The sequence below is a fragment of the Phreatobacter sp. GW821-FHT04C01 genome, from assembly GCF_059420385.1.
On record NZ_JBWKTP010000008.1, the window covers coordinates 45,102 to 66,890 of the forward strand.

Sequence of the window (21,789 nt, forward strand, 5' to 3'; positions counted from 1 at the left end):
ACATTCATTGGGCGACAGCCCCCGAGAGCGCGAGCTCGTTCGACCGGCAGCAGCGCGCCGAATGGCAAGCGCCGACGGGGCTCATTCGCTGGGGCCGCCGGCACTGGGCGGAGGCATGGGAGCAACGCGGCTCGAAGCGGCAACCGGTCGGCATCGCCGCCGGAGATGGAACACGCCCCGGGATGGACGGAAGCCTTGCCCGGCGCGGGCTCAATCCCGGCAGCGAACGGAGCAGGCCGGAGGTGTAGGGATGACGCGGCGCCATCAGCACGTCGTCGACGGGCGCGTCTTCGACCACCTCGCCGGCATACATTGTGAGAACGCGCGTGCAGGTCTCCGCGACAACGCCGAGATCATGGGTGATGAACAGCAGCGCCGTGCCCAGGCGCTCGCTCATATCCTGGAGCAGATCCGTGATCTGGGCCTGCACGGTGACATCGAGCGCCGTCGTCGGTTCATCGGCGATGAGCAGCTTCGGCGCGCAGATGAGCGCCATGGCGATCATGGCGCGCTGGCGCATGCCGCCTGAAAGCTGGTGCGGATAGTCGTCGCAACGGCGCTCGGGAGCGGGAATGCCAACCTGCGCCAGGGCTTCGATCGCGCGCTCGCGCCCTTCCTTGCGAGCAACCGGAAAGTGGGTGCGGTAGGCTTCGCTGATCTGATCGCCAATGGTGAACACAGGGTCCAAGGCGCTCATCGGCTCCTGGAAGATCATCGCGATGTCACGTCCCCGGACATCGCGCATGTCTTTCTCCGTCAGGGACAGAAGGTCCCGCCCCTGAAACAGGATCTGGCCGGAGACCCTGACCTTGGCAAAGCCGTGCAGGCGCAGGACCGATAAACCGGTCATGGTCTTCCCGCAGCCACTTTCCCCAACGATTCCAACCCTCTCCCCCTCGGCCACGGAGAAGCTGACATCACGGATCAGCGCAGGAACATCAGGGGGGCCAATAGCCAGCGAGAGGCCGAGCACTTCGAGCAAGGGGCCCCCCGGCGCCGCTTGATGAGAGACGGCCGCCCCGGCGGGACACTGACGGGCGCCCAGCACATTGTCCGTCATCGGGCACCGCGCCGCGGCGGCCGAAGCGCCGCTGACCGGTCGCCGCTGATGGGACCAAAAATTCTCCGCGAGACGGCGTCGTCAGGACACCTCCCCGCCGACCTGCAGCACGACGCCACGATCGCCTCTCCCAAAACGCCAGTCTTATTTTGACCAACTGGTTTATACCGTACCGTATGAAAGCGCCCAACCGCTGTCAAGTCGATGTCTGGGAGCAGGTCATGGAAGACGGAGCACCGCCCGGGGCATGGCGGGCGCGCACCAGTCCGGCGCCGCGGCATCAGAGCAAGCGGCGTTCTCCGGGCTCATCGCGTCATGGATGCCCTTCGGGATTTAGGCGTCGCGGCGCGCCAGGCCGGGGCCGCTCGGCAAGCCTGTCGATGGTTGGCGAAATGTCGTCGCCATCACAGGGAAAGCGCCGCGCCATCAGCAAATGCGTTTGCGTGGAGTTCCATGATCTGCCTCCATCGCGTTGATGACGCGGCCGAAGGCAGGAGGACGCTCGCGGGCGGAGCCACGATCTCCCACACGATCCCCCCGCAAGCGCCGCGGTGCGAGCCGATCAGTGCCCGTGGCCGAGGCCCCGGCGCGGCGCCGTCTGCTGGAGATGGGCGACCCGTTCGCGCAGGCTCATCAGGTGCTCGCGCATGGCGCCCGCCGCCGCCTCCCCGTCGCGCGCCCGGATCGCCGACAGCACGCCGCGGTGCTGTCGATCGGAGGCGGTTGTGTCGAGCGTCTGCCACAGGTGCAGATACCAGGACCGGGTCGAGCGCTCATGCAGCACCTTGGCGAAATCGCCGAGCACATGGTTGCGGGACATCTCGCTGATCTTGACGTGGAAGGCGCGGTCGCATTCGACGAAGGCATCGATGGCACCGCCGCCATGCTGGCCGCTGGAATGATGGTCGAGGATCGCCTCGAGCGCCGCGACATCGAGATCTTCGGCCTTCTCGGCGGCCTTGCGCGCGATCTCGGTCTCCACCACCAGGCGCGCGTCGAGGATTTCGATGATCTGGCCGATCGAATCCGGCTGGATGATCACACCCTTGCGCGGCACGATGTCGACGAGACCCTCGACCTGCAGCCGCTGCAGCGCCTGGTGCACCGGCGTCCGGCCGAGATTGAGCAATTCGCAGATCGCCTGCTCGTTCAGATATTGCCCGGGCAGGAAGTAGAGCGTGATGACCTTTTCCTTGATCGCTTCATAGGCCTGTTCGGTGAGCGAGGCGGCGGCCGGGCGCGCGCGTACCGTCCTGCCCGGCGCCTTCGTCGCGCCGGCCTTGCTCTCGCCGGCCCTGGTGCCGCTGCTCCTGGTGGTTTTTCTGGCCATGATCCCGAGGCTGTCGCGCGGCCCGCCCCCTTGGCGGAGATCCGATAAGGCTCGGTTCTATCAGACCTTATTGCCGCTGGTCGAGGATCAAGCGGGGATGTGGAGATCGGCTCGTCCACCTCAGCGCAGCGCGCCGAACGGCACCGACAAGAGCCGTACCAGATCGACCTGCCGGTGCGTTCCGGTCTTCGACATCAAGGCCTTCACATGCGAGCGGATCGTCTCACGCGACAGGTTCGTGGCGGTCGCCAGACCTCCCACGGTCTCGCCGGCGAGCAAGGCGGTCGCGACCCGCGCTTCGGCCGGCGTGAGGTCGAACAGCCCCTCGATCAGGGCCGCGCTCGCCTGCCCCTTCAGCGACACGGGAACCATGACCAGCAGCCAGTCGAGGCCGGAAAAGACATCATGGCCGGCACCGCTGACCGGCACGAGATGAGCGATGAAGGGCGGCCGGCTTTCGTTCCCGGCGATGGGGAACGATGCGCCGGCGCGGGTCCGCGCATCGCGAAACGGTGCATGCAGCGCCGTTTCCAACAGGCCATCGGCCTTGTCCTGAGCCAATTGGACCCGCGCGCGGCGGTCCAGGACGACGTCGGGAACCAGATGCTGGAACTGGGTATTGGCGACCCGCAGCGCGCCGGTGGTCGTCAGTGCGGCCGCAGGCAGGCCGAGCGCATCCAGCGCCTGAACGGCAGCGCGCGCCTGTTGCAGCTTGAGCTGCCCCGAGATGAAGGCCGACCGGGCGAGATGAGGCCTGATGTCGGTCAACTGGTCCACCGCCGCCCGCGAAACCGGTCCCATTTCATAGGCGCGGTGGATCGACACGATGATCTGGATGTCGAATGGGCCCGATATCAGCGTACCGGTGCCCCAGGACATGCCCTGGGGGCGGAGGAACTCGAGATAATAGGGATCCTGCTCGATCTCCTCGCGCGTGAAGATGTCGAGATCATTGGTGAAGCGCGGCTCGCGGCGGGCCAGTGTGCGTGCACCTTGCGGATTGCGCGCCATCCAGCCGTCCTCGACGAAGACACGCAGCGGCTCCTGGATCGCCTGATTGCCGATCGCGCCAGTGACATTGGCGCCGTCGGTGGTGAACAGGAGCGCGGGGCCGCAGCCGGCAAGCGCGGCAAGCTCGTCAAGCACGCCAGGCCAGAGTTCAGGCAGCGCGGCGGCCTCGTAGATCCGCTCCAGCAGCAGCTCGCTCATCTCGCTTTGCCCATCCGCCGCCTCGCCTGTCCCGCAGCCGACCGGCGACGTGTGTTATCCAACGGACAGCTTTCTCCGGGTCCGATCAATAGCCGGCTTGGCCCATGCCGGCGATGTCAATTGACATGGCTCGCCATGTCTCTCCGGCGCGAATTATCTTTATTTCAGAGCCATATGACGCCCGGAAAATTCGGCGACATGATAGCGCATCGCGACGCGCCGGCCATCCGTCGCTCATCGTGAGGCCGGCGGCCGCGTGATCCTCGATCCGGCCGAGCCGCTGAGCATTGCCTGGAACAGCGGCGACGCCAGCCCTTGGCGACGGTGATCGCCGGGTCAAAAATGCTCGAAGCGGCCGGAACCGAGCGACAATGGCTGCCCGGCCGCATCGACGATGACGCCCCCCTCGCCTTGCTCGACCTTGCCGATCACCGCGACCGGGATGCCGGCAGCCCGTGCGGCGGCCTCGAATGCCGCGAAATCTCCGGGCGGGATCGTTGCCAGGATCTCGTAGTCGTCACCGCCGGTCAGCATCGTCGTCACCAGCGCGGCGTCGCGTTCGAGCGCGGCTCTTGCCGCTTCGGAAACCGGAATATCCGCCAGCCGAGCCCGGCCTGCGACGCCGGAGACCTTCAGCAATTTGGCGAGATCGCCGGCAAGCCCGTCGGAAATGTCCATCGCGGCCGAAGCATGGGCGGCAACAGCCTCGGCGAGCCCGGTTCGCGGCTCCGGCAGCAAATAGCGGCCGGCCAGCACCCGGCGGTGGTCCGGCGCCAGCAGTTTCAGCCAGTCGGGCGCCGAACCCGGCTCCCGCTCGGCGAGACGCGCCCTGAGCCCGAGCGCACCGTCGCCGATCGTGCCGCTCACCACGATCAGATCGCCCGGTTGCGCACCGTTGCGGCGCACGGTCCGGGACGCCCGGCCGAAGGCCGATACCGACAGCGTCAGCGGCCCCGGCATCTTGACGGTGTCGCCGCCGTAGAGCGGGCAGCCGAAGGTCGCGATATCAAGCGCCAGCCCAGCCGAGAAGTCCGCCAGGAAATCCTCGGTCCAATCCGGCGGCAGGCCGAGCCCGAGCAGGAAGCCGACCGGCCGGGCCCCCTTGGCGGCGAGATCCGACAGGTTCACCCGCAAGGCCTTCCGCGCCACCATGCCCGGCGGATCGTCGGCGAAGAAGTGAACGCCGGCGATCAGCATGTCCTTGGTGACGACGAGATCGCCCGCCCCCTCCGGCAGCACGGCCGCGTCATCGGTCAGGCCATCGGCACCCGGCGCGGTCGCCAGCGGTGCGAGATAGCGAGCGATGAGCTGGTCTTCGGAGGGACGGCTCATGACGGGTGAATCCGGAGGGCGAATGGCGAATGGCGAATGGCGAATGGAGGACGGCGAATGGAGGATGAATCGCGACCGCGCCGCGCGCAAGCCTCGCCCGCTTGCGGGAGAGGGTGGCGCCGTCAGGCGCCGGGTGAGGGTTTGAAGAGGGCCGGCCCATCAATGCGAGCGAGAATGCGCGGTACGGGGCCAACGCAACCACCCTCACCTGGCCACTGCCGTGGCCACCCTCTCCCGCGAAGGCGCGGGCGAGGGTCTACGCGCTGCAATGTCTCGGCGAATACTGGCCGGCTGCGCGGCGAACCCCATTCGCCACTCGCTATTCGCCACTCGCACCTCAGCCCTGCGGCGCCTCGCCCATTTCGGCGGGGCGCATGCGCTTGGCGATGCGGTCGAGCACGGCATTGGCCATGCCGACCTCTTCACGGTCGACGAAGGCATCGGCGACATCGACATATTCGGCGATGATGACCTTGGCCGGAATGTCCGGGCGCTCGAACAGCTCGTAGCAGCCGGCGCGCAGCACGGCGCGCAGCACCGCCTCGATCCGCTTCAGCGGCCAGCCGTCGGCAAGGATCGTGTCGACCGCCACGTCGATGCGCTGCTGCTCGCGGACGACCCCCTGGATGATGTCACGGAAGAACTGGTGGTCGGCCGGCAGATAGGTCTCGCCCTCGACCTCGCGGCCCATCCAGAACACCTGGAAGGCGCCGATCACCTCGTTGATGTCGGTATGGGCGACATCCATCTGGTAAAGCGCCTGGACGGCGGCGAGCCTCGCCGTGCCGCGCTTGTTGGCCTGCTTGACCGGGGTGGTCATCGGCGGGTCTCCGCCAGGCGTTTCAGCCGGATCATGGCGAGGCAGGCTTCCGCCGCGCCGCCGCCCTTGTCCATCTCGGAGCGGCGCGCGCGCGCCCAGGCCTGGGCATCGTTCTCGACGGTGAGAATGCCGTTGCCGAGCGGCAGCTTGCGGGTCACCGCCAGATCCATCAGCGCCCGCGAACTCTCGATCGAGACGATCTCGTAATGGGTGGTCTCGCCGCGAATGACCGTGCCGAGCGCCACCGCCCCGTCGAACGGCATGCCGCTGGCGGCCGCGCCATCGACCAGCATGGCGATCGCCGCCGGGATCTCCAGCGCGCCGGGCACGGTGTGAACCTCGCAGGTCGCTCCTGCTGCCGCGATCGCCGTCTTTGCGCCATCGAGCAGCGCATCGGCGAGATCGTCGTAGAAGCGGGCCTCGACCACAAGCACCCGGGCATGGGTCTTGATCGTCTCGGCGGGCGCGGAGCGCGGGGCGGCCATGGCGGATCCTTTGAAATTCGGAGGCGCTTAGTACCCCTCGGCCTTCGCCTCCGCAAGGCGCGCGGAGTAACGGGCCATCATGTCGACTTCGAGATTGACCCGGTCGCCGGCCTTGGCAGCGCCCCAGGTGGTCACCGACAGGGTATGCGGGATCAAGGTGACGGTGAAGGTGTCGTCCTTGACGCCATTGACCGTCAGCGACGTGCCGTCGAGCCCGACCGAGCCTTTTTCGGCGATGAACTTGGCGAGCGCCCGCGGGGCCCGGAAGACGAACCAGGCGGTGCCGTCCTTGTCCTCGCGCGAGACGATCTCGGCGACGCCGTCGACATGGCCGGTGACGATATGGCCGCCGAGCTCGTCGCCGATGCGCAGCGAGCGCTCCAGATTGACCTTGGTGCCCGGCTGCCAGGAGCCGATCGTGGTGCGCGCCAGCGTCTCGCCCGAGGCGTCGACGGTAATCAGCGTGTGGTTGGAGCCGGACTTGAGCGAGGTGACGGTCAGGCAGACGCCCATATGGCAGACCGAGGCGCCGAGCGGGATGGTTTCGGCCGGATAGGCGCAGGCCACCGTCAGATGACGGGCCGAGCCCTCGTCCTGGACGGCGACGACTTCGCCCACGTCGGTAATGATGCCGGTGAACATGGGCTCTCCTAGCGATAGCTCTCGATGATGTCTTGGCCGGACGGCCGGGCTTCCGCAAGGCGGAAGCGGCCGGGCATGGCTTCGGTGAACGCTGGAACGCCCGATCCGAGCACCAGCGGCGCGCGGATGAGCGTGATCTCGTCAGCGAGATCGGTGTCGACAAGCGCTTTCGCAAGGGTCGGGCCGCCCTCGGCGAGCACCCGGGTGATGCCGCGGGTGGCGATCAGCCGCAGTGCCTCGCTGAGATCGAGCACGCCGCCGGGGGTGCGGCCGACACGCATGACCTCGGCGCCGGCCGCCCTCAGCCAGCGCTCGGCCTCGGGCGCGGCATCGACGGCGCCGATGATCCAGGTCGGCACCTCGCGGGCGGTGGCCACCACCCTGGCATCGACGGGGGTGCGCAGGCGCGGATCCATGATCACGCGGATCGGCGAACGGTCGGCCATGCCGGGCAGCCGGCAGGTGAGCATCGGATCGTCCGCCAGCACCGTGCCGATGCCGACCATGATGGCATCGGCCATGGCGCGCATGACATGCACGGCCTCGCTCGCCCGCGGGCCGGAGATCTGCGCCGGCTGACCGCCCTCGCCCGCGACGAAACCATCTGACGTCAGCGCCATCTTGAGCTGAACGAAGGGCCGGCCGAGCCGGATCCGGGTGAAATGGCCGCGATGGTCGAGCGCCGCCTCGGCCTCGCCGAGCCCGGTCTCGACCGCGATGCCATAGGCGCGCAGCATGTTGAAACCCCGGCCATGGACACGCGGATCCGGATCGCCGATCGCGCAGACGACCCTGACGATGCCGGCGCGCGCCAGGGCATCCGAACAGGGCGCGGTGCGGCCGTAATGGGAACAGGGCTCGAGCGTGACATAAGCGGTCGCGCCGCGCGCCGCCGCGCCGGCATGGGCAATTGCGGTGGTCTCGCCATGCGGCCTGCCGCCGGCCCGGGTGGCGCCGCGACCGACGACGACGCCGTCCTTCGCCAGGACGCAGCCCACCGCCGGATTGGGGAATGTCAGCCCCAGCTGGCGCCGGCCAAGCCGCAGGGCATGGTCCATGAAGGCGTGGTCGGCGGCCGAGAATGTCGGATCATTCATGGCTATGCGTTCTTGGCGGGCATTTCCGGCGTCGCATTTGCGCCGGCCTAGAGCCGTTTCGGCACGACGGGCGGTTCTTCGTCCTCGGCCATCTCACCGATCAACTGTTCGAAGTCCTTCGGTTCGCGGAAATTGCGATAGACCGAGGCGAAACGCACATAGGCGACGTCATCGAGCGCCTTCAGCGCCTCCATGACGATACGGCCGATATTCTCGGCGGGTATCTCGCTTTCGCCCGAGGCTTCCAGCTGCCGGACGATGCCGGAGACCAGGCGCTCGACCCGGTCGGGATCGACCGGCCGCTTTCTCAGCGCGATCTGGATCGAGCGCATCAGCTTGTCGCGGTCGAACGGCACGCGCTTGTTGTTGCGCTTGACCACGGTGAGCTCGCGCAATTGCACGCGCTCGAAGGTGGTGAAGCGGCCGTTGCATTCCGTGCAGACACGCCGGCGCCGGATCGCCGAGCCGTCCTCGGTCGGACGCGAGTCCTTCACCTGAGTATCGGCGAAACCGCAAAAGGGACAGCGCACGGCTCGCCCCGCTGATCAGGAATAAATCGGGAAGCGCGCGGTGAGATCCTTCACCTTGTCGCGTACGGCGGCTTCGACGGAGGCGTTGCCCTCTTCCGAATTCGCCTTGGAAAGACCGTCCAGCGTCTCGACGATGAGATCGCCGATGCGCTTGAACTCGGCGACGCCGAAGCCGCGGGTGGTGCCGGCCGGCGTGCCCAGGCGGACGCCCGAGGTGACGAAAGGCTTCTGCGGATCGAACGGAATGCCGTTCTTGTTGCAGGTGATATAGGCGCGGCCGAGCGCGGCCTCGGAGGCCTTGCCGGTCAGGTTCTTCGGGCGGAGATCGACCAGCATCAGGTGGTTGTCGGTGCCGTCGGTGACCAAGTCGTAGCCGGCCGCCTTCAGCGTTTCGGCCAGCGCCTTGGCATTGGCGACCACGGCATGGGCATAGGTCTTGAAGTCGGGCCGCAGGGCCTCGGCGAAGGCCACCGCCTTGGCGGCGATGACATGCATCAAGGGACCGCCCTGGATGCCCGGGAAGATCGCCGAATTGATCTTCTTGGCGATCGCCTCGTCGTCGGTGAGGATCAGGCCGCCGCGCGGGCCGCGCAGGGTCTTGTGGGTGGTGGTGGTCACCACATGGGCATGCGGGAACGGAGAGGGATGGGCGCCACCGGCGACCAGGCCGGCGAAATGCGCCATGTCGACGAACAGGTAGGCACCGACCTCGTCGGCAATCGCACGGAACCGGGCGAAGTCCCAGAAGCGGGCATAGGCCGAGCCGCCGGCGATGATGATCTTGGGCCTGGCCTCACGCGCGATCCGGGCGACCTCGTCCATGTCGATGCGCTGGTCGTCCTGGCGCACGGTATAGGGCGCGACCTTGAACCACTTGCCGGAGACATTGACCGGCGAACCATGGGTGAGATGGCCGCCGGCGGCCAGATCCAGACCCATGAAGGTCTCGCCCGGCTGCATCAGCGCCATGAACACGGCCTGGTTGGCCTGGCTGCCGGAGTTCGGCTGGACATTGGCGAATTTGCAGCCGAACAGGCGGGTCGCCCGCTCGATGGCGACCTCCTCGGCGATGTCGACGAACTGGCAGCCGCCGTAGTAGCGCTTGCCCGGATAGCCCTCGGCATATTTGTTGGTCATCACCGAGCCCTGCGCCTCCATGACGGCGCGCGAGACGATGTTTTCCGAAGCGATCAGCTCGATCTCATGCTGCTGGCGACCGAGTTCTTTTTGAATGGCATCGAAAATGACCGGATCGGAATCGGCGAGCGACGCCGAAAAGAAACCATCAAAGGGCTGATAAGACCGAGAGGTCGAGGCTGACATCGGGCTGTCTCCATCGGATCGCGGCGCATCGCGACGCTGTTTCATGAGCTGCGTTGCCGGTAGCACGGAAGGTTGGTTGAGTCCAAGCCGGACGCGTGGCTGTCCAAGCCGAGTGAACGCCATTGGACCACGAGCGGCCAGATGGCAGCGCCGCGCCTTGAGCGACGTCCGCTTGACGTGTGAAAGCCTTGGGAGCAATGCAAAGGTCTGCGATGCATCGGGCCGAGCGGCGGGACGTCCCTGCCGCGCTCGTACCGATAAGTGCAGCGGGCTATGCGCCCTTTTCCGCCGATACCGAATCTTCATGGGCACCACGCTGATCACGACCATTGGAACTCCGCCAACGATGCTTTTCGTTGCTCATCCTGGACACGAGCTGCGCATTCATGGCTGGCTGCACAAGGCAAGACCCGTACTGTCGATCCTGACCGCCGGGTCGCGATCAACCGGGAACCCGGAACGGATCGAGGCCACCGTAGCCTCGACGACCCGGGATGGCCTGTACCTGGATGCACTGGGTGGCCAGGTCCTTGATCGGGATTTTTACCGACTCGTCGAAGCCGGCGACGTCGCACCTTTCCATACCTGGGTCGATCAACTCGCAAGCCAGTTGACGCATCGGCAAGTGCGCCGGCTCGTCATCGACGGCTACCAGCTCTATTCCATCACGCACGATATCGCCCATGTCATCGGTCGCGTGGCTGCTGCCGAAGCTTCGAAAGCGCTGGGCTGGACCATCGAAGTACTACATTACCCCGTCGTCCCCCTTGAACTCGGCGGTGCGATCGACTTCGGACAACCAAGCTTTGCAGTGGCCCTCTCCGAAGCGGAGTTCCAAACGAAGCTCGCGGCGATCGAGGCCTATCCCGATATCAAGGCCGAGTTCGACGAAGTCGTCAGAATCGAAGGCCTGAACGCCTCACGGACGGAGACCTTCTTTCGTCCGCCACCGATCAGCGTCTTGGTCAGGAGCCCACAATCCAAGCCAGTCTATGAACATTTCGGCGAATTGCGAGTCGCCAAAAAGCTCTACGAGGTCGTCTTGCGCTGGCACCATGTCGAAGCAATCCTTCGGCCGCTTCAGGATCGCCTGAACGACTCGGGCAATCGCTAGGTCGCGGCCCCGATGCGCATTCTGATCACCAATATCCGGATGGCGATGCGCAGCGGAACCGAGATCGTCGTCCGCGACCTGGCACTTCGCCTGTCCGAGCGCGGCCATCAGCCGATGCTTTACACGCCCGATATCGGCGCCCTGGCAGGCGAGTTGATCGCTGCGGGAATTCCTGTGCTCGACGATCTCGGACGCGTCGAGCAGGAACCGGACATCATACACGGCCACCACACCATCCCTGCGGCAGAGGCCATCATGGCCTTCCCGCGCCGGCCTGCGATCTGGCTATGTCACGATGCAACAGCCTGGTTCGACGCAGCACCGCGCTTTGCCCAGGTCAGACGCTATTTCGCCGTGGACGAAACCTGTCGGGAACGGCTGGTCGCTGGCGACGGCCTGGCGCGGGAAGCGGTCGGGATCCTGCCGAATGCCGTCGATCTGCGGCGTATTCCACCTCGCACGCAACCTTTGCCGTCAGCACCGCGTCGGGCCGTTTCGCTGGTCAAGCACTCCGCCCCTATCGCCCTGATCCGTGAGGCGTGCCTGCGTCTCGGCTTGGCCATGGAAGCCCATGGTCAGGGGGTTGGCCAGGAAACGTCTGAGGTGGAGGACCTCTGCGCCAAGGCCGATCTCGTCTTTGCAACGGCGCGCACGGCCCTGGAGGCCATGGCGACGGGCGCGGCCGTCATCCTGGTCGATGGCCGCGGTTTCGGCGGTCTCGTCACGTCGGCCAATTTCGACCTGTTCCGCCGGCTGAACTTCGGCCTCGGCGTGTTGCGGGCGGAGGTGTCGGTCGAGGCGCTGGTTCAGTCCATCGGCTCCTATGACCCGGTCGACGCGGCACGAGTCGGCGCGCGCGTTCGCGCCGAGGCCGACCTCGACAAGGCTGTCGATCGTCTGGAGCAGATCTATGCGGAGGTTATCCAGGCGCATCAGGCCAAGGGCAGTTTCGACGCGGAGCGCATGCGTCAGGAGGTCGTCGCCTTCAACAAACGATGGCTACCGAGCCTGCGTGCGCCGCAGCATCCCTGGATGGACGAATGTGCCGGCCTGATCGAAGAACGGGACATCCTGGAACGCAGGCTGGCCGAATTGGCGAACGACAGAATGAGTGCCGATGGCGACCAGGATGACGTCATGAGGGAGCGCGATCAGGCCCGACTGGAACGCGACGAGGCGCTGCGCCAGACCGCTGATCTGCAGCGATCCCGCGCGCTGCGAGCCGCGCGCTTCATCCGCCGATTTCTGCCGAGACGCTGAGAGCGCCTTTGGCCGCGGCCGAGGAACCGTGCCGGCCGCGCCCTCTCCAGCCGAACCGCCTCCCGCCCGCGACGTCGTTCAAGACACTCCCTGCGCCAGCCGCCATTCGAGCTTGCGCAAGGCCAGCCGCTCCAGATCACGCTGGCTGGCGGTCGCGGGCCCCATGACAATGACCTCGACACCGGTCTCGGCGCAGACCGCGGCCACCCGCACCACCTGGCCGACCGGCGTGAATTCGAAATAGACCTCGCGCGGGCTCGATTCGGGCATGGCGCAAGCTTGCCACAGGCGGGGTGCCGACGGCACCGCCCGTCGCGGCCCGGCCGCCGAAAAAGGGAGCCCGGCACATTGGCCGGGCTTGGAGGCACTTTGGAAGAGGCTGATTTACTGCTGCGCCTGCGGCTGCTGGCCGAGTGCGACCTGCGCGCCGGCACCATCGCGCTGATAGATGTCATCGCGGAACTGGACCATGCCGTCCGGGTCTGCCCAGGCGGTGATGTAGACCCAATAGACCGGCACCGGCTGAAGCGGACGGGCGTCGATGCGATCGACGGTGCGGAAGATGCGATCGATTTCCGAGCGGGTCCACTGGGTGCCCTGCAGGATCCAGGCGATCAGCTCACGGACGTTCTGGATACGCGCGCAACCCGACGAGTGAAAGCGCTGGTCTTCGCCGAACAGGCCCTTGGAGGGCGTGTCGTGCATATAGACGGCATGGGCGTTCGGAATGTTGATGCGCACATTGCCCATCGAATTGCCCTCGAACGGGTCCTGGCGGAAGCGATAGTTCATCGCGTCCATCGAGTTCCAGTTGATCGAGGTCGACGCCACTTCCTGGCCCTGGCCATTGAAGATGCGGATGCGGTTCTTGGTCAGGTAATCCGGCTCGGCCTGCATTTTCGGGATCAGGTCCTTGCGGATGATCGAAGCCGGCACCGTCCAGTAGGGATTGAAATTGATATCGGCGACGCGGGTCGAAATGACCGGCGACTGGCGGTCGGCCTTACCGACCACGGCGACATGGCGCGACACGACCGCACCATTCTCGACCGCTTCGGCCTGGGCGGCCGGAATGTTCAGGACGATATAGCGATTGCCGAGGAAACCCGAATAGGCGCGCACGCGGACCAGATTGGTCTCGAGCTGGCGCAGCCGCATCTCGGCCGGAACGTTCAGGGCCGCAAAAGTCGATTCACGCACCTGGCCGTCGGGCGAGATGCCGTGACGGACCTGGAAGCGCTTCACCGCCGTGTCGACGAAACTGTCGAACACGTCGGAGCGGCCGACATTGCCGTCGAGGTCGCCGGTCGCCATCAAACGGTCGCGCAGAAGCACCACGGCCGGACGGCGCGTGCCGATGCGCAGCCGCTCGCCGGTCGGGATGGGCCGCCAGCCACCACGCGAAACGATGTTCTGATACTGGCCGATCGCCTGTTCCAGCCCCTGCACGGTGTGCGGCCCCAGAACCGGGAAGGTGTTGCGGGTGGACCGCGAACGCGAGCCCGCATCGAAGCTGTCGCCCCACTCGGCCGTGCTGGCACCACCACGCACACCCTGCGCCAGGGCCCAGCTGTTGCCCGCGGCCAATGCGCCGATCGAGACCATCGAGCCCAGCACCAGGCGACGGCTGACCATCTCGGATCCAGGGACAGAGGATTTGTTTCGCGACACGCAGGGCTCTCCGGCTGTTCGGCTGGGGCTCTCGACCCGCCGTCGGCTTGGAATGAACACCATGTTCGTTAAGGAAAACGATATGGCGACCTTAAGGCAGCTAGTAGTGCAACCATTGTGACCAACTCAAGGCGAGCAGAGCAAAGCTGCCCCGCAAAGCCGCGGGAACAGGCAAGACTGTCGCCATTCGGCCACGCCGAAACCGCTCCGTGGCGCGCCCCCGAATGGCGCAGCCGCAGGCGACAGGCGTTCGAACCACTTGCCGCCCGCGGCCGGCTCGGCCGGGGTGGTGGGCGCGGTCAGCCGCATCGCGACCGGCCGTCGCGCGAAAACCGAGGCGAATGCGCGCAGCGGCAAGGCTTTCCGGCCAGCAAGCGTTAGCCTTCTTCGGCGGTGGCAGTTGCGCTGTCCATGGATCCCTGGTGGAAATGCCGGCTCGAAGCGCAAGCCAGCCACGACGAAGCAAAGCCGCCCATCATGCGTTGGCTCTCCGTCCCTTGACCGGAGGATCCAGTGCGGCAGTTTACCTTTGATGTGATGGACGGCCCGGCCGTCGAATTCAGCGAGACGCGAGCCTTTCCGGATATCGCCGCCGCCCGGATCTATGCGGAGCAGCTCGCACGCGGCGCTCATGCGATGCGGCGCGACGTCGAAGGCTGGCGGATCGAACTCTGCGACGCGGACGACAGGATCGTCGATACCCTGCAGGTGATGGACTATTGTTTGCCCAACCGCCCTTCCCGCCTCTCGGCCGGCGGACGCATCGTGTCGGGCCAAGGCCGGAGAGCCCAAGACCGGAAAGGCCAGGACCGGACCGACCAACATCGGGCGCGAGAGACCCAAGGACGCATCGCCTGAGCCGAACGAGGCCATAGCGGGCGCCCCCGGCGAGGGGGAGCGGCGAACCTCGGCGCGCGCGCCATTCCGCCCATGGGGGCCATCGAGACCGGACAGGTTTTTCACCCGAACGGCAAAAGGCCCGGCTCTTCAGCCGGGCCTTTTCGCATTGCGTCAACAGGGATCAGTCGCCGGGGCGATCGCCGTCACCGTCGAACCAGAGGCCGGTCCCGACGATGGAGAAAGCGTTTTCGGCGAGCATCACGACCAACGCGATGCCGGCGAGAGCCACGGGCCAATCAGGCAGAACAGACATCATGGTGAGGCGCCTCGCTCAGAGCCGATAGAGGATCTGGTCGGTCCAGAAGCGCTCGAGCCGCAGCAGCGCCTTGTTCAATCCCTTGAAATCGTCGAGCGAAATGCCGCCGACCTGTTCGACGGTGCGCACATGCTTGGCATAGAGCGCGCCGACGACATCGGCGACCTCGTGGCCCTTGTCGGTCAGGCTGATGCGGACCGACCGGCGGTCGATGCGCGAGCGCTGATGCGACAGGTAGCCCATCTCCACCAGCTTCTTCAGATTGTAGGAGACGTTGGAGCCGAGATAGTAGCCCTTGGTGCGCAATTCGCCGGCGGTCAGTTCGCGATCGCCGATATTGAACAGCAGCAGCGCCTGCACCGCGTTGATGTCGGAACGGTTGCGCCGGTCGAACTCGTCCTTGATCACGTCGAGCAAGCGGCGATGCAGCCGCTCGATCAGGGTCAGCGCCTCCAGATAGGCCGGGCTGATCGCCTCGAAGCGCTCCTGGCGCTCCGGCGAGATCGGGGGAGCCGCGATGTCGCGGGTCTTGGCAGCCGTAGTCATGTGACGCCTCTTGTCCTGTTGCGGGTGCCGGAGCGTTTTTGCCCTCGGCCGGGCGGCCCTGTTTTCCGCCCGTTGTCGACACCCAAGCTAGACCCGCGAGTTTTAAGAGCCGCCAAAAAAACAAGATGAAGACGGTTTAACCCTCTCAGGCTGAACAAGATCTTGAATTGATCTTTTGAAAATCTCTTGTTGTCTCTTCATAAACCTCATGCAATCGCAGCAAGGAACGATTCACGATCCGAACCGTGGTCTTGCGGGGCTTGGGCCGAATTGGGTCGGAAAGTGCATGGACGACGGCAAGAGACCATCAACCATCGGCCCCGGGGAGAAAGGTTCAATCGTCGCTCCGACGTTTATACTTCCTTGAGCATCCCCCAAGGGGAGCATTTTAGCGAACAGCTTCCCGTGGGGAAGATGGGTATCGGAAAAAGCCGCAGGGACAGGCGGTATCGGGATGAGGGAATGGCGAATGGGGGATGAAGCGAAACGCTCCGTGCGCGTAAACCCTGGTCCGCGTCTTCGCGGGAGAGGATAGCGCCACATAGCGAGACGCGAACGCGTCTCTCGCTCGCGTCTCGCTATGTGGCGCCGGGTGAGTGTTTGAAGCGGACCGGGCCTTCAATTCCAGGCGGGAATGCTCGGCACGAGCGGACGCAACCGCCCTTGTACCCGGGCCGCTGCCGCGGCCACCGTCTCCCACGAAGGCACGGGACAGGGTTCACGCAGCCTGTCCGGCGGGCCACGCGCTCCCTATTCGCCATTCGCTACGCGCAATTCGCCTCGTTCACTTGCCGCGCAAGAACCGCACGATGCCGGAAAAGTCGGTGGCGCCGTCACCCTGGGCGGCGAACAGGCCGTAGAGCGCGGTCGCCTCGGCGCCGAGCGGGGTCACCGCGTTGGCCGAGCGCGCGGCATCCTGAGCGAGCTTCAGGTCCTTCAGCATCATCGCCGCGGTAAAGCCCGGCTGGTAATCGCGATTGGCCGGGCTGGTCGGCACCGGGCCGGGCACCGGACAATAGCTGGTGAGCGACCAGGACTGGCCGGACGACTTGGACGCGATGTCGAACAGCTTCTGGGCGTCGAGGCCGAGCTTCTCGGCCAGCACGAAGGCTTCCGAGGTGGCGATCATGGTGATGCCGAGGATCATGTTGTTGCAGATCTTGGCGGCCTGGCCATTGCCGGGGCCGCCGGCGTGAACAATGGTCTTGCCCATCGCCTCGAGCAGCGGTTTCGCCCGCGCGAAAGTGTCGTCCTCGCCGCCGCACATGAAGGTGAGCGTGCCGCCGGCCGCGCCGCCGACACCACCGGAGACCGGCCCGTCGAGCATGGCGAAGCCCTTTTCGGCCGCCGCCTTGGCGACGGCGCGCGCCGTATCGACGTCGATGGTCGAGGAATCGATCAGCAGCGCGCCGGCCTTGGCCTTGGCGATGATGCCCTGGGGACCGAGATAGAGCGCGCTCACCTCGCGCCCCGAGGGCAGCATGGTGACCACCACGTCGGCGCCGGAGACCGCGTCGGCGATCGAAGCCGCCCGTTCACCGCCGGCCTCGACATGGCGGGCGATGGCGGCCTCGGTGACGTCGACGCCGACGACCTTGTGGCCGGCCTTGACGAGATTGGCGGCCATCGGCCCACCCATGTTGCCGAGACCGATAAACGCGATCGTGCTCATGATTTCCTCCAGTGCGATTCTTGCAGTGCGGTTCTTGCGAAGGCCTCAGTCGCCGGTTCCCTGGTCGATCTGGCGGGCGGCCATGGTTGCGGCAATGACGTAGAAGACGATCAGCGCGATATCGACGAGCGAGGCGACCAAGGGGCGACCGGCGGTCTGCACCCAGCCCTGGATGCCGATCGGCGCCGAAACATCGATCGCCAGCGCCACCAGGGCGGTGATGATCCAGACCACGCCGCCCCAGGCGGCGGTGAGCCAGAGGCCGACGCCGGCGACCAGCTGGATCACGGCGAAGAAGATGGTGGCGGTCTGCAGGCCCGGAGCCAACTCTTCGAAATCGACGCCGTCAAGGGTCTGGAAGCCGCAGATCACCGCCCATTGCGACAGGCCGCGGCCGAGCGCCAGCAGGGCCAGGGCGCGCAGGAACCAGGTGAGGATGCGGACCCAGTCCAGCCGCGCCTCGACATGGGCCTGGATCGGCGCGTCGCCGCTGAGCCGCGGCTTGGTGGTGCTCACGACGACGATCCCGCCGGCGGTACGAGTTCGCCCGACACCAGCGGCGCGAAATGGGCCTGGACCATGGCCTCCGTCACCGCCTCGAGGCTTTCCGGCTGCCAGCGTGGCCGGTTGTCCTTGTCGATGATGACGGCGCGCACGCCTTCGTAGAAATCATGGCCGCGGCAGACCCGCGAGACGATGCGGAACTCGGTGATCATGGCCGCCTCGAAGCTCATGGTCCTGCCGGCCCGCACTTGCGCCAAAGCGATCTTCAGCGAGGTCGGCGACTTCTGGCGGATGGTCGCGGCCGTCTCGGCCGCCCAGGACGGCTTCGGCGTGCCGTCGCCGGCCGATGCCTCGTGCGCCGCCTCGTCGTCGAGCGCTGCCAGAACCTGCTCGACCGTATCGAAGCGGAAGCAGCGATCGATGGCGGTGCGCCGGCTGGTGATCGATTGCGGCACGGTGGACGAGCGGGCAAAGGCTTCCAGCGTCGAATCGACCGCATCGACCCGGGTCAGCGCATCGATCAGATCGGGGAAATCGGCCGAGGCCACCGCATGGGTGGCAAGCCCGGTGGAGAGCGCATCGCCCTGTTTCATGCGCGCGCCGGTCAGCGCGAAATAGCTGCCGATCTCGCCGGGAATGCGCGGCAGGAAATAGGTGCCGCCGACATCGGGGAAGAAGCCGATGCCGACTTCGGGCATGGCGAAGGCGAATTTCTCGCCGGCGACGACATGGCTGCCGTGAACCGAAACCCCAACCCCGCCACCCATGACGATGCCGTCGACAAGCGCCAGGAACGGCTTCGGATAACGCTTGATCAGGATGTTGAGCTCGTATTCCTCGCGCCAGAACTGCAGCGCTTCGTCCTGCCGGCCGGCCTTGCCGAGGTCATGCAGCACCCGGATGTCACCGCCGGCGCAGAAGGCACGGTCTCCCGCCCCCATCAGCACGACGCGGGTGACGGCGGGGTCGGTAGCCCAGGCTTCGAGCGCCGGCCGCATGGCGCGCACCATGGCGAGCGTCAGGGCGTTCAGCGCCTGTGGCCGGTTCAGCGTGATCAATCCGGCCGTGCCACGCCGTTCGATCAGCACTTCGGTGGTGTTCGGGTCGGATTCGGATGTGGTCATGAGCCGGTTGTTATCACGTGCCGAGGATGTCGCGCGAGACGATGACGCGCATGATCTCGTTGGTTCCCTCCAGGATCTGGTGCACGCGCACGTCGCGCAGGATGCGCTCGATCGGATGATCGTTGAGATAGCCGTAGCCGCCATGCAGTTGCAGGCAGCCGTTGACCACCTCGAAACCGACATCGGTGGCGAAGCGCTTGGCCATGGCGGCGAGCGTGGTGGCGCGCGGCTCCTTGGCCCCCACCGCGACCGCCGCGCGACGGACCATCAGGCGCGCCGCCTCCAGCTCGGTGGCATAGTCGGCGATGCGGAAGCGCAGCGCCTGGAAGTCGCTCAAAGGCGAACCGAACTGCTGGCGGTCCTTCATGTAGTCGACGGTGCGATCGAGGCAGAACTGGGCGCCGCCGAGCGAACAGGCAGCGATATTCAGCCGGCCGCCGTCGAGGCCCGCCATGGCGATCCTGAAGCCCTGGCCCTCCTCGCCGACCATGTTCTCGGCGGGCACGCGGACATTGTCGAAATCGACCACCGCGGTCGGCTGGCTCTTCCAGCCGAGCTTCTTCTCCTGCGCGCCGAAGCTCAGGCCGGGCGTGTCCTTCTCGACCACGAAGCAGGACACGCCGCGCGCGCCCTCGCCGCCGGTGCGCGCCATCACGACATAGATATCGGAACGGCCGCCGCCGGAGATGAAGGCCTTGGCGCCGTTGATCACGTAGGAATTGCCGTCCTTCACCGCCCGCGTGCGCAGCGACGCGGCATCCGAGCCGGCCCCGGCCTCCGTCAGGCAATAGCTGGCGAAAGTGGTCATGGTGCAGAGGTCGGGCAAATAGCGCCGGCGCAGGTCCTCGTGACCATAGGTGTCGATCATCCAGGCGGCCATGTTGTGGATCGAGACATAGGCCGTGGTCGAGACGCAGCCCTTGGCGAGCTCCTCGAAGATCAGCGCCGCGTCGAGCCGGCTCAAGGCCGTGCCGCCGACATCGTCCCTGACATAGATGCCGGCGAAACCGAGGGCAGCCGCCTTGCGCAGCGTGTCCTCGGGAAAGATCGCGCCGGCATCCCAGTCGCGCGCATGGGGTTCGAGTTCGGCGCTGGCGAAGTCGCGCGCGACGCCCTGGAAGGCCAGCTGTTCCTCGGAAAGAGCGAAATCCATTGGCGGTCTCCTCCGCCAACGGCATAGGAGGCCTTTGCCGGTGCGGTCAATTCAGCCGCCCGGCAGAGGCTCCGATAGCGTGGAGTGCCTGGCGCTCAACGATTGCCCATGGCGTTTTTCACGGCGCCGATAATGGCCAGCAGCACGCCGCCGCCGACGCCGCCGGACACCAGGCTCGACAGGATGCCGCTCACCGACAGGCCGCCACCCGCGAGCAGCCCCGGCAGAACCGCCGAGACGATCTGGCCACCAATACCGCCGCCGAGCAGACCGCCGATCGAATTGACCAAAGTGCCCTGGTCGAGGCTCGGCGCCGACTTGCCCGCGACATTGCCGCCGATAGCCCCGGCGATAAGCTGGATCAGGATAGGAAGAAGAGTTTCCATCGCTTGTGCTCCCGTTCGCTTCGCGCGACTCGGCACCCCGGCCAAAGCCGCAGGTTGAATGAGACACAGAAACAGACAAAGTGACCAGCCCTCGCCGAATACGTATCGCAAATCAGCATTTGCGGGACTGTTCCCGCCGATACCGGAGTGATAGGGCTTTGGGATCTTGCAAGACTGTTGGGTCCTGCAAGACTCTTGGATCCTGGAGCGGGATGCGCCCCGCCGAGAGGAACAAAACCGCGCCCCGACGCGAGGAAGAAAACGATGCCGATCCGTGCGCTCCGTGGCCCGCAACCCCTGCCGGCCACCGCCACCGCCGAAAAACTTTCGCTCAGCACGCGCCTGAGGCGCAATCGCAAGGCCGATTGGTCGCGCCGGCTGGTGCGCGAGCACGTGCTGACCACCGACGACCTGATCTGGCCCCTGTTCCTGATCGACAGCCAGGATGCGCGCACGCCGATATCAAGCATGCCCGGCATCGATCGCATCACCATCGACGAGGCGGTGCGCGAGGCGGAGCTTGCGGCACGGCTCGGCATTCCCGCGCTCGCCCCCTTCCCCTATGTCGATCCGGCGCTGCGCGATCCCACCGGTTCGGAGGCCGAGAACCAGCACAACCTGATGTGCCGCGCCGTGCGCGCCATCAAGCAGGCGGTGCCCGAGATCGGCCTGATCACCGATGCCGCGCTCGACCCCTATACCTCGCATGGCCATGACGGCGTGATGACCGAGGACGGCCGCATCCTCAACGACCCGACGGTGGCGATCCTGTGCCGCCAGTCGCTGGCGCTGGCGGAAGCCGGCGCCGACTGTATCGCGCCCTCGGACATGATGGACGGCCGGATCGGCGCCATTCGCCAGGCCCTCGACGAGGCCGGTTTCGAAGACACCCAGATCATGAGCTACGCGGCGAAATTCGCCTCGGGCTTCTACGCGCCGTTCCGCGACGCGATCGGCACCAAGACGACGCTGATCGGCGACAAGCGCACCTATCAGATGGACCCGGCCAATACCGACGAGGCGCTGCGCGAGGTCGAGATCGACATCGCCGAAGGCGCCGACATGGTGATGGTGAAGCCGGGCATGCCCTATCTCGACATCTGCCGGAGAGTGAAGGACGCCTTCGGCGTGCCGACCTTCGCCTACCAGGTGTCGGGCGAATACGCGATGATCGAGGGCGCCGCGCGCGCCGGCTATATCGACGGCGAACGCGCCATGATGGAAAGCCTGATCGGCTTCAAGCGTGCGGGCTGCGACGGCATCCTGACCTATTTCGCGCCGCGCGCGGCGAAGATCCTGGGCGGCGGGTGAGCGGCGTGAGATCAGTTCGAGACTGTGGAAAGCGCCGATGAATCAACCCTCTCCCATAGGGAGA

23 protein-coding genes are annotated in these 21,789 nt (G+C 66.3%); 4 read left to right on the forward strand and 19 right to left on the reverse strand.

Annotated elements, in window-relative coordinates; translation table 11 throughout:
• Nucleotides 1–4: 4 nt before the first annotated feature.
• From AC07WJ_RS26000 to glyA, 10 genes are all read right to left on the reverse strand, one after another.
• Complete coding sequence (locus AC07WJ_RS26000; RefSeq protein ID WP_494937589.1) at nucleotides 5–982, reverse strand: ABC transporter ATP-binding protein; 978 nt, start codon at nucleotides 980–982, stop codon at nucleotides 5–7.
• A gap of 640 nt (nucleotides 983–1,622) precedes the next feature.
• On the reverse strand, nucleotides 1,623–2,390 hold the full coding sequence (locus AC07WJ_RS26005) for a GntR family transcriptional regulator (protein ID WP_494937590.1): 768 nt from the start codon (nucleotides 2,388–2,390) through the stop codon (nucleotides 1,623–1,625).
• Nucleotides 2,391–2,510: 120 nt separating this feature from the next.
• Nucleotides 2,511–3,599 (reverse strand): helix-turn-helix transcriptional regulator, encoded by a 1,089-nt coding sequence (locus tag AC07WJ_RS26010; protein ID WP_494937591.1) that lies wholly within the window; start codon nucleotides 3,597–3,599, stop codon nucleotides 2,511–2,513.
• A 336-nt stretch (nucleotides 3,600–3,935) separates the two neighbouring features.
• Entirely contained in the window at nucleotides 3,936–4,931 is a 996-nt protein-coding gene (gene thiL / locus AC07WJ_RS26015; protein ID WP_494937592.1) for a thiamine-phosphate kinase, read from the reverse strand.
• Between the two features lie 337 nt (nucleotides 4,932–5,268).
• Complete coding sequence (gene nusB, locus AC07WJ_RS26020) at nucleotides 5,269–5,751, reverse strand: transcription antitermination factor NusB (protein WP_494937593.1); 483 nt, start codon at nucleotides 5,749–5,751, stop codon at nucleotides 5,269–5,271.
• The gene (gene ribH / locus AC07WJ_RS26025) at nucleotides 5,748–6,236 is read right to left on the reverse strand and encodes a 6,7-dimethyl-8-ribityllumazine synthase (protein ID WP_494937594.1); all 489 of its coding nucleotides are present in this window, start codon (nucleotides 6,234–6,236) and stop codon (nucleotides 5,748–5,750) included. The genes nusB and ribH overlap by 4 nt, the downstream gene beginning before the upstream one ends.
• A gap of 27 nt (nucleotides 6,237–6,263) precedes the next feature.
• Nucleotides 6,264–6,878, reverse strand: a complete 615-nt coding sequence (locus AC07WJ_RS26030) for a riboflavin synthase (protein ID WP_494937595.1) — start codon at nucleotides 6,876–6,878, stop codon at nucleotides 6,264–6,266.
• Nucleotides 6,879–6,886: 8 nt separating this feature from the next.
• The gene (ribD, locus tag AC07WJ_RS26035) at nucleotides 6,887–7,975 is read right to left on the reverse strand and encodes a bifunctional diaminohydroxyphosphoribosylaminopyrimidine deaminase/5-amino-6-(5-phosphoribosylamino)uracil reductase RibD (protein WP_494937596.1); all 1,089 of its coding nucleotides are present in this window, start codon (nucleotides 7,973–7,975) and stop codon (nucleotides 6,887–6,889) included.
• Nucleotides 7,976–8,022: 47 nt separating this feature from the next.
• Entirely contained in the window at nucleotides 8,023–8,505 is a 483-nt protein-coding gene (gene nrdR / locus AC07WJ_RS26040) for a transcriptional regulator NrdR (RefSeq protein WP_494937597.1), read from the reverse strand.
• Between the two features lie 15 nt (nucleotides 8,506–8,520).
• Entirely contained in the window at nucleotides 8,521–9,828 is a 1,308-nt protein-coding gene (gene glyA / locus AC07WJ_RS26045; RefSeq protein WP_494937598.1) for a serine hydroxymethyltransferase, read from the reverse strand.
• 304 nt (nucleotides 9,829–10,132) lie between these two features.
• Here glyA and AC07WJ_RS26050 point away from each other — a divergent pair, with 304 nt between their 5' ends.
• Together AC07WJ_RS26050 and AC07WJ_RS26055 are read left to right on the forward strand one after the other, a co-directional pair.
• Complete coding sequence (locus tag AC07WJ_RS26050) at nucleotides 10,133–10,942, forward strand: hypothetical protein (protein ID WP_494937599.1); 810 nt, start codon at nucleotides 10,133–10,135, stop codon at nucleotides 10,940–10,942.
• Between the two features lie 12 nt (nucleotides 10,943–10,954).
• Nucleotides 10,955–12,202, forward strand: coding sequence for a glycosyltransferase (locus AC07WJ_RS26055; RefSeq protein ID WP_494937600.1), 1,248 nt, complete (start codon nucleotides 10,955–10,957; stop codon nucleotides 12,200–12,202).
• Between the two features lie 78 nt (nucleotides 12,203–12,280).
• On the opposite strand, the gene AC07WJ_RS26060 is transcribed toward AC07WJ_RS26055, so the two are convergent.
• Together AC07WJ_RS26060 and AC07WJ_RS26065 are read right to left on the reverse strand one after the other, a co-directional pair.
• Entirely contained in the window at nucleotides 12,281–12,472 is a 192-nt protein-coding gene (locus AC07WJ_RS26060) for a DUF6898 family protein (protein WP_494937601.1), read from the reverse strand.
• Nucleotides 12,473–12,586: 114 nt separating this feature from the next.
• Complete coding sequence (locus AC07WJ_RS26065; RefSeq protein ID WP_494937602.1) at nucleotides 12,587–13,837, reverse strand: L,D-transpeptidase family protein; 1,251 nt, start codon at nucleotides 13,835–13,837, stop codon at nucleotides 12,587–12,589.
• Between the two features lie 549 nt (nucleotides 13,838–14,386).
• On the opposite strand from AC07WJ_RS26065, the gene AC07WJ_RS26070 reads away from it, so the two are divergent.
• Complete coding sequence (locus AC07WJ_RS26070; RefSeq protein ID WP_494937603.1) at nucleotides 14,387–14,731, forward strand: DUF6894 family protein; 345 nt, start codon at nucleotides 14,387–14,389, stop codon at nucleotides 14,729–14,731.
• Nucleotides 14,732–14,894: 163 nt separating this feature from the next.
• Here the strand turns inward: AC07WJ_RS26070 and AC07WJ_RS26075 are convergent, their stop codons facing one another.
• The 7 genes from AC07WJ_RS26075 to AC07WJ_RS26105 form a co-directional block, all read right to left on the reverse strand.
• Nucleotides 14,895–15,029, reverse strand: coding sequence for a hypothetical protein (locus AC07WJ_RS26075; protein ID WP_494937604.1), 135 nt, complete (start codon nucleotides 15,027–15,029; stop codon nucleotides 14,895–14,897).
• Between the two features lie 15 nt (nucleotides 15,030–15,044).
• Entirely contained in the window at nucleotides 15,045–15,575 is a 531-nt protein-coding gene (gene ldtR, locus AC07WJ_RS26080; protein ID WP_136962998.1) for a transcriptional regulator LdtR, read from the reverse strand.
• 784 nt (nucleotides 15,576–16,359) lie between these two features.
• Nucleotides 16,360–17,247 (reverse strand): 3-hydroxyisobutyrate dehydrogenase, encoded by an 888-nt coding sequence (gene mmsB, locus AC07WJ_RS26085; RefSeq protein WP_494937605.1) that lies wholly within the window; start codon nucleotides 17,245–17,247, stop codon nucleotides 16,360–16,362.
• Nucleotides 17,248–17,292: 45 nt separating this feature from the next.
• Entirely contained in the window at nucleotides 17,293–17,763 is a 471-nt protein-coding gene (locus AC07WJ_RS26090; protein ID WP_494937606.1) for a DUF6163 family protein, read from the reverse strand.
• On the reverse strand, nucleotides 17,760–18,875 hold the full coding sequence (locus AC07WJ_RS26095; RefSeq protein WP_494937607.1) for an enoyl-CoA hydratase/isomerase family protein: 1,116 nt from the start codon (nucleotides 18,873–18,875) through the stop codon (nucleotides 17,760–17,762). Before AC07WJ_RS26095 ends, AC07WJ_RS26090 begins: the two co-directional genes overlap by 4 nt.
• A gap of 13 nt (nucleotides 18,876–18,888) precedes the next feature.
• Nucleotides 18,889–20,028, reverse strand: a complete 1,140-nt coding sequence (locus AC07WJ_RS26100; protein ID WP_494937608.1) for an acyl-CoA dehydrogenase family protein — start codon at nucleotides 20,026–20,028, stop codon at nucleotides 18,889–18,891.
• 95 nt (nucleotides 20,029–20,123) lie between these two features.
• Nucleotides 20,124–20,414, reverse strand: coding sequence for a hypothetical protein (locus tag AC07WJ_RS26105; RefSeq protein WP_494937609.1), 291 nt, complete (start codon nucleotides 20,412–20,414; stop codon nucleotides 20,124–20,126).
• A 264-nt stretch (nucleotides 20,415–20,678) separates the two neighbouring features.
• On the opposite strand from AC07WJ_RS26105, the gene hemB reads away from it, so the two are divergent.
• A complete protein-coding gene (hemB, locus tag AC07WJ_RS26110) occupies nucleotides 20,679–21,725 on the forward strand; it encodes a porphobilinogen synthase (RefSeq protein WP_494937610.1) in 1,047 nt (348 codons plus the stop codon).
• The last annotated feature ends 64 nt before the right edge of the window (nucleotides 21,726–21,789 follow it).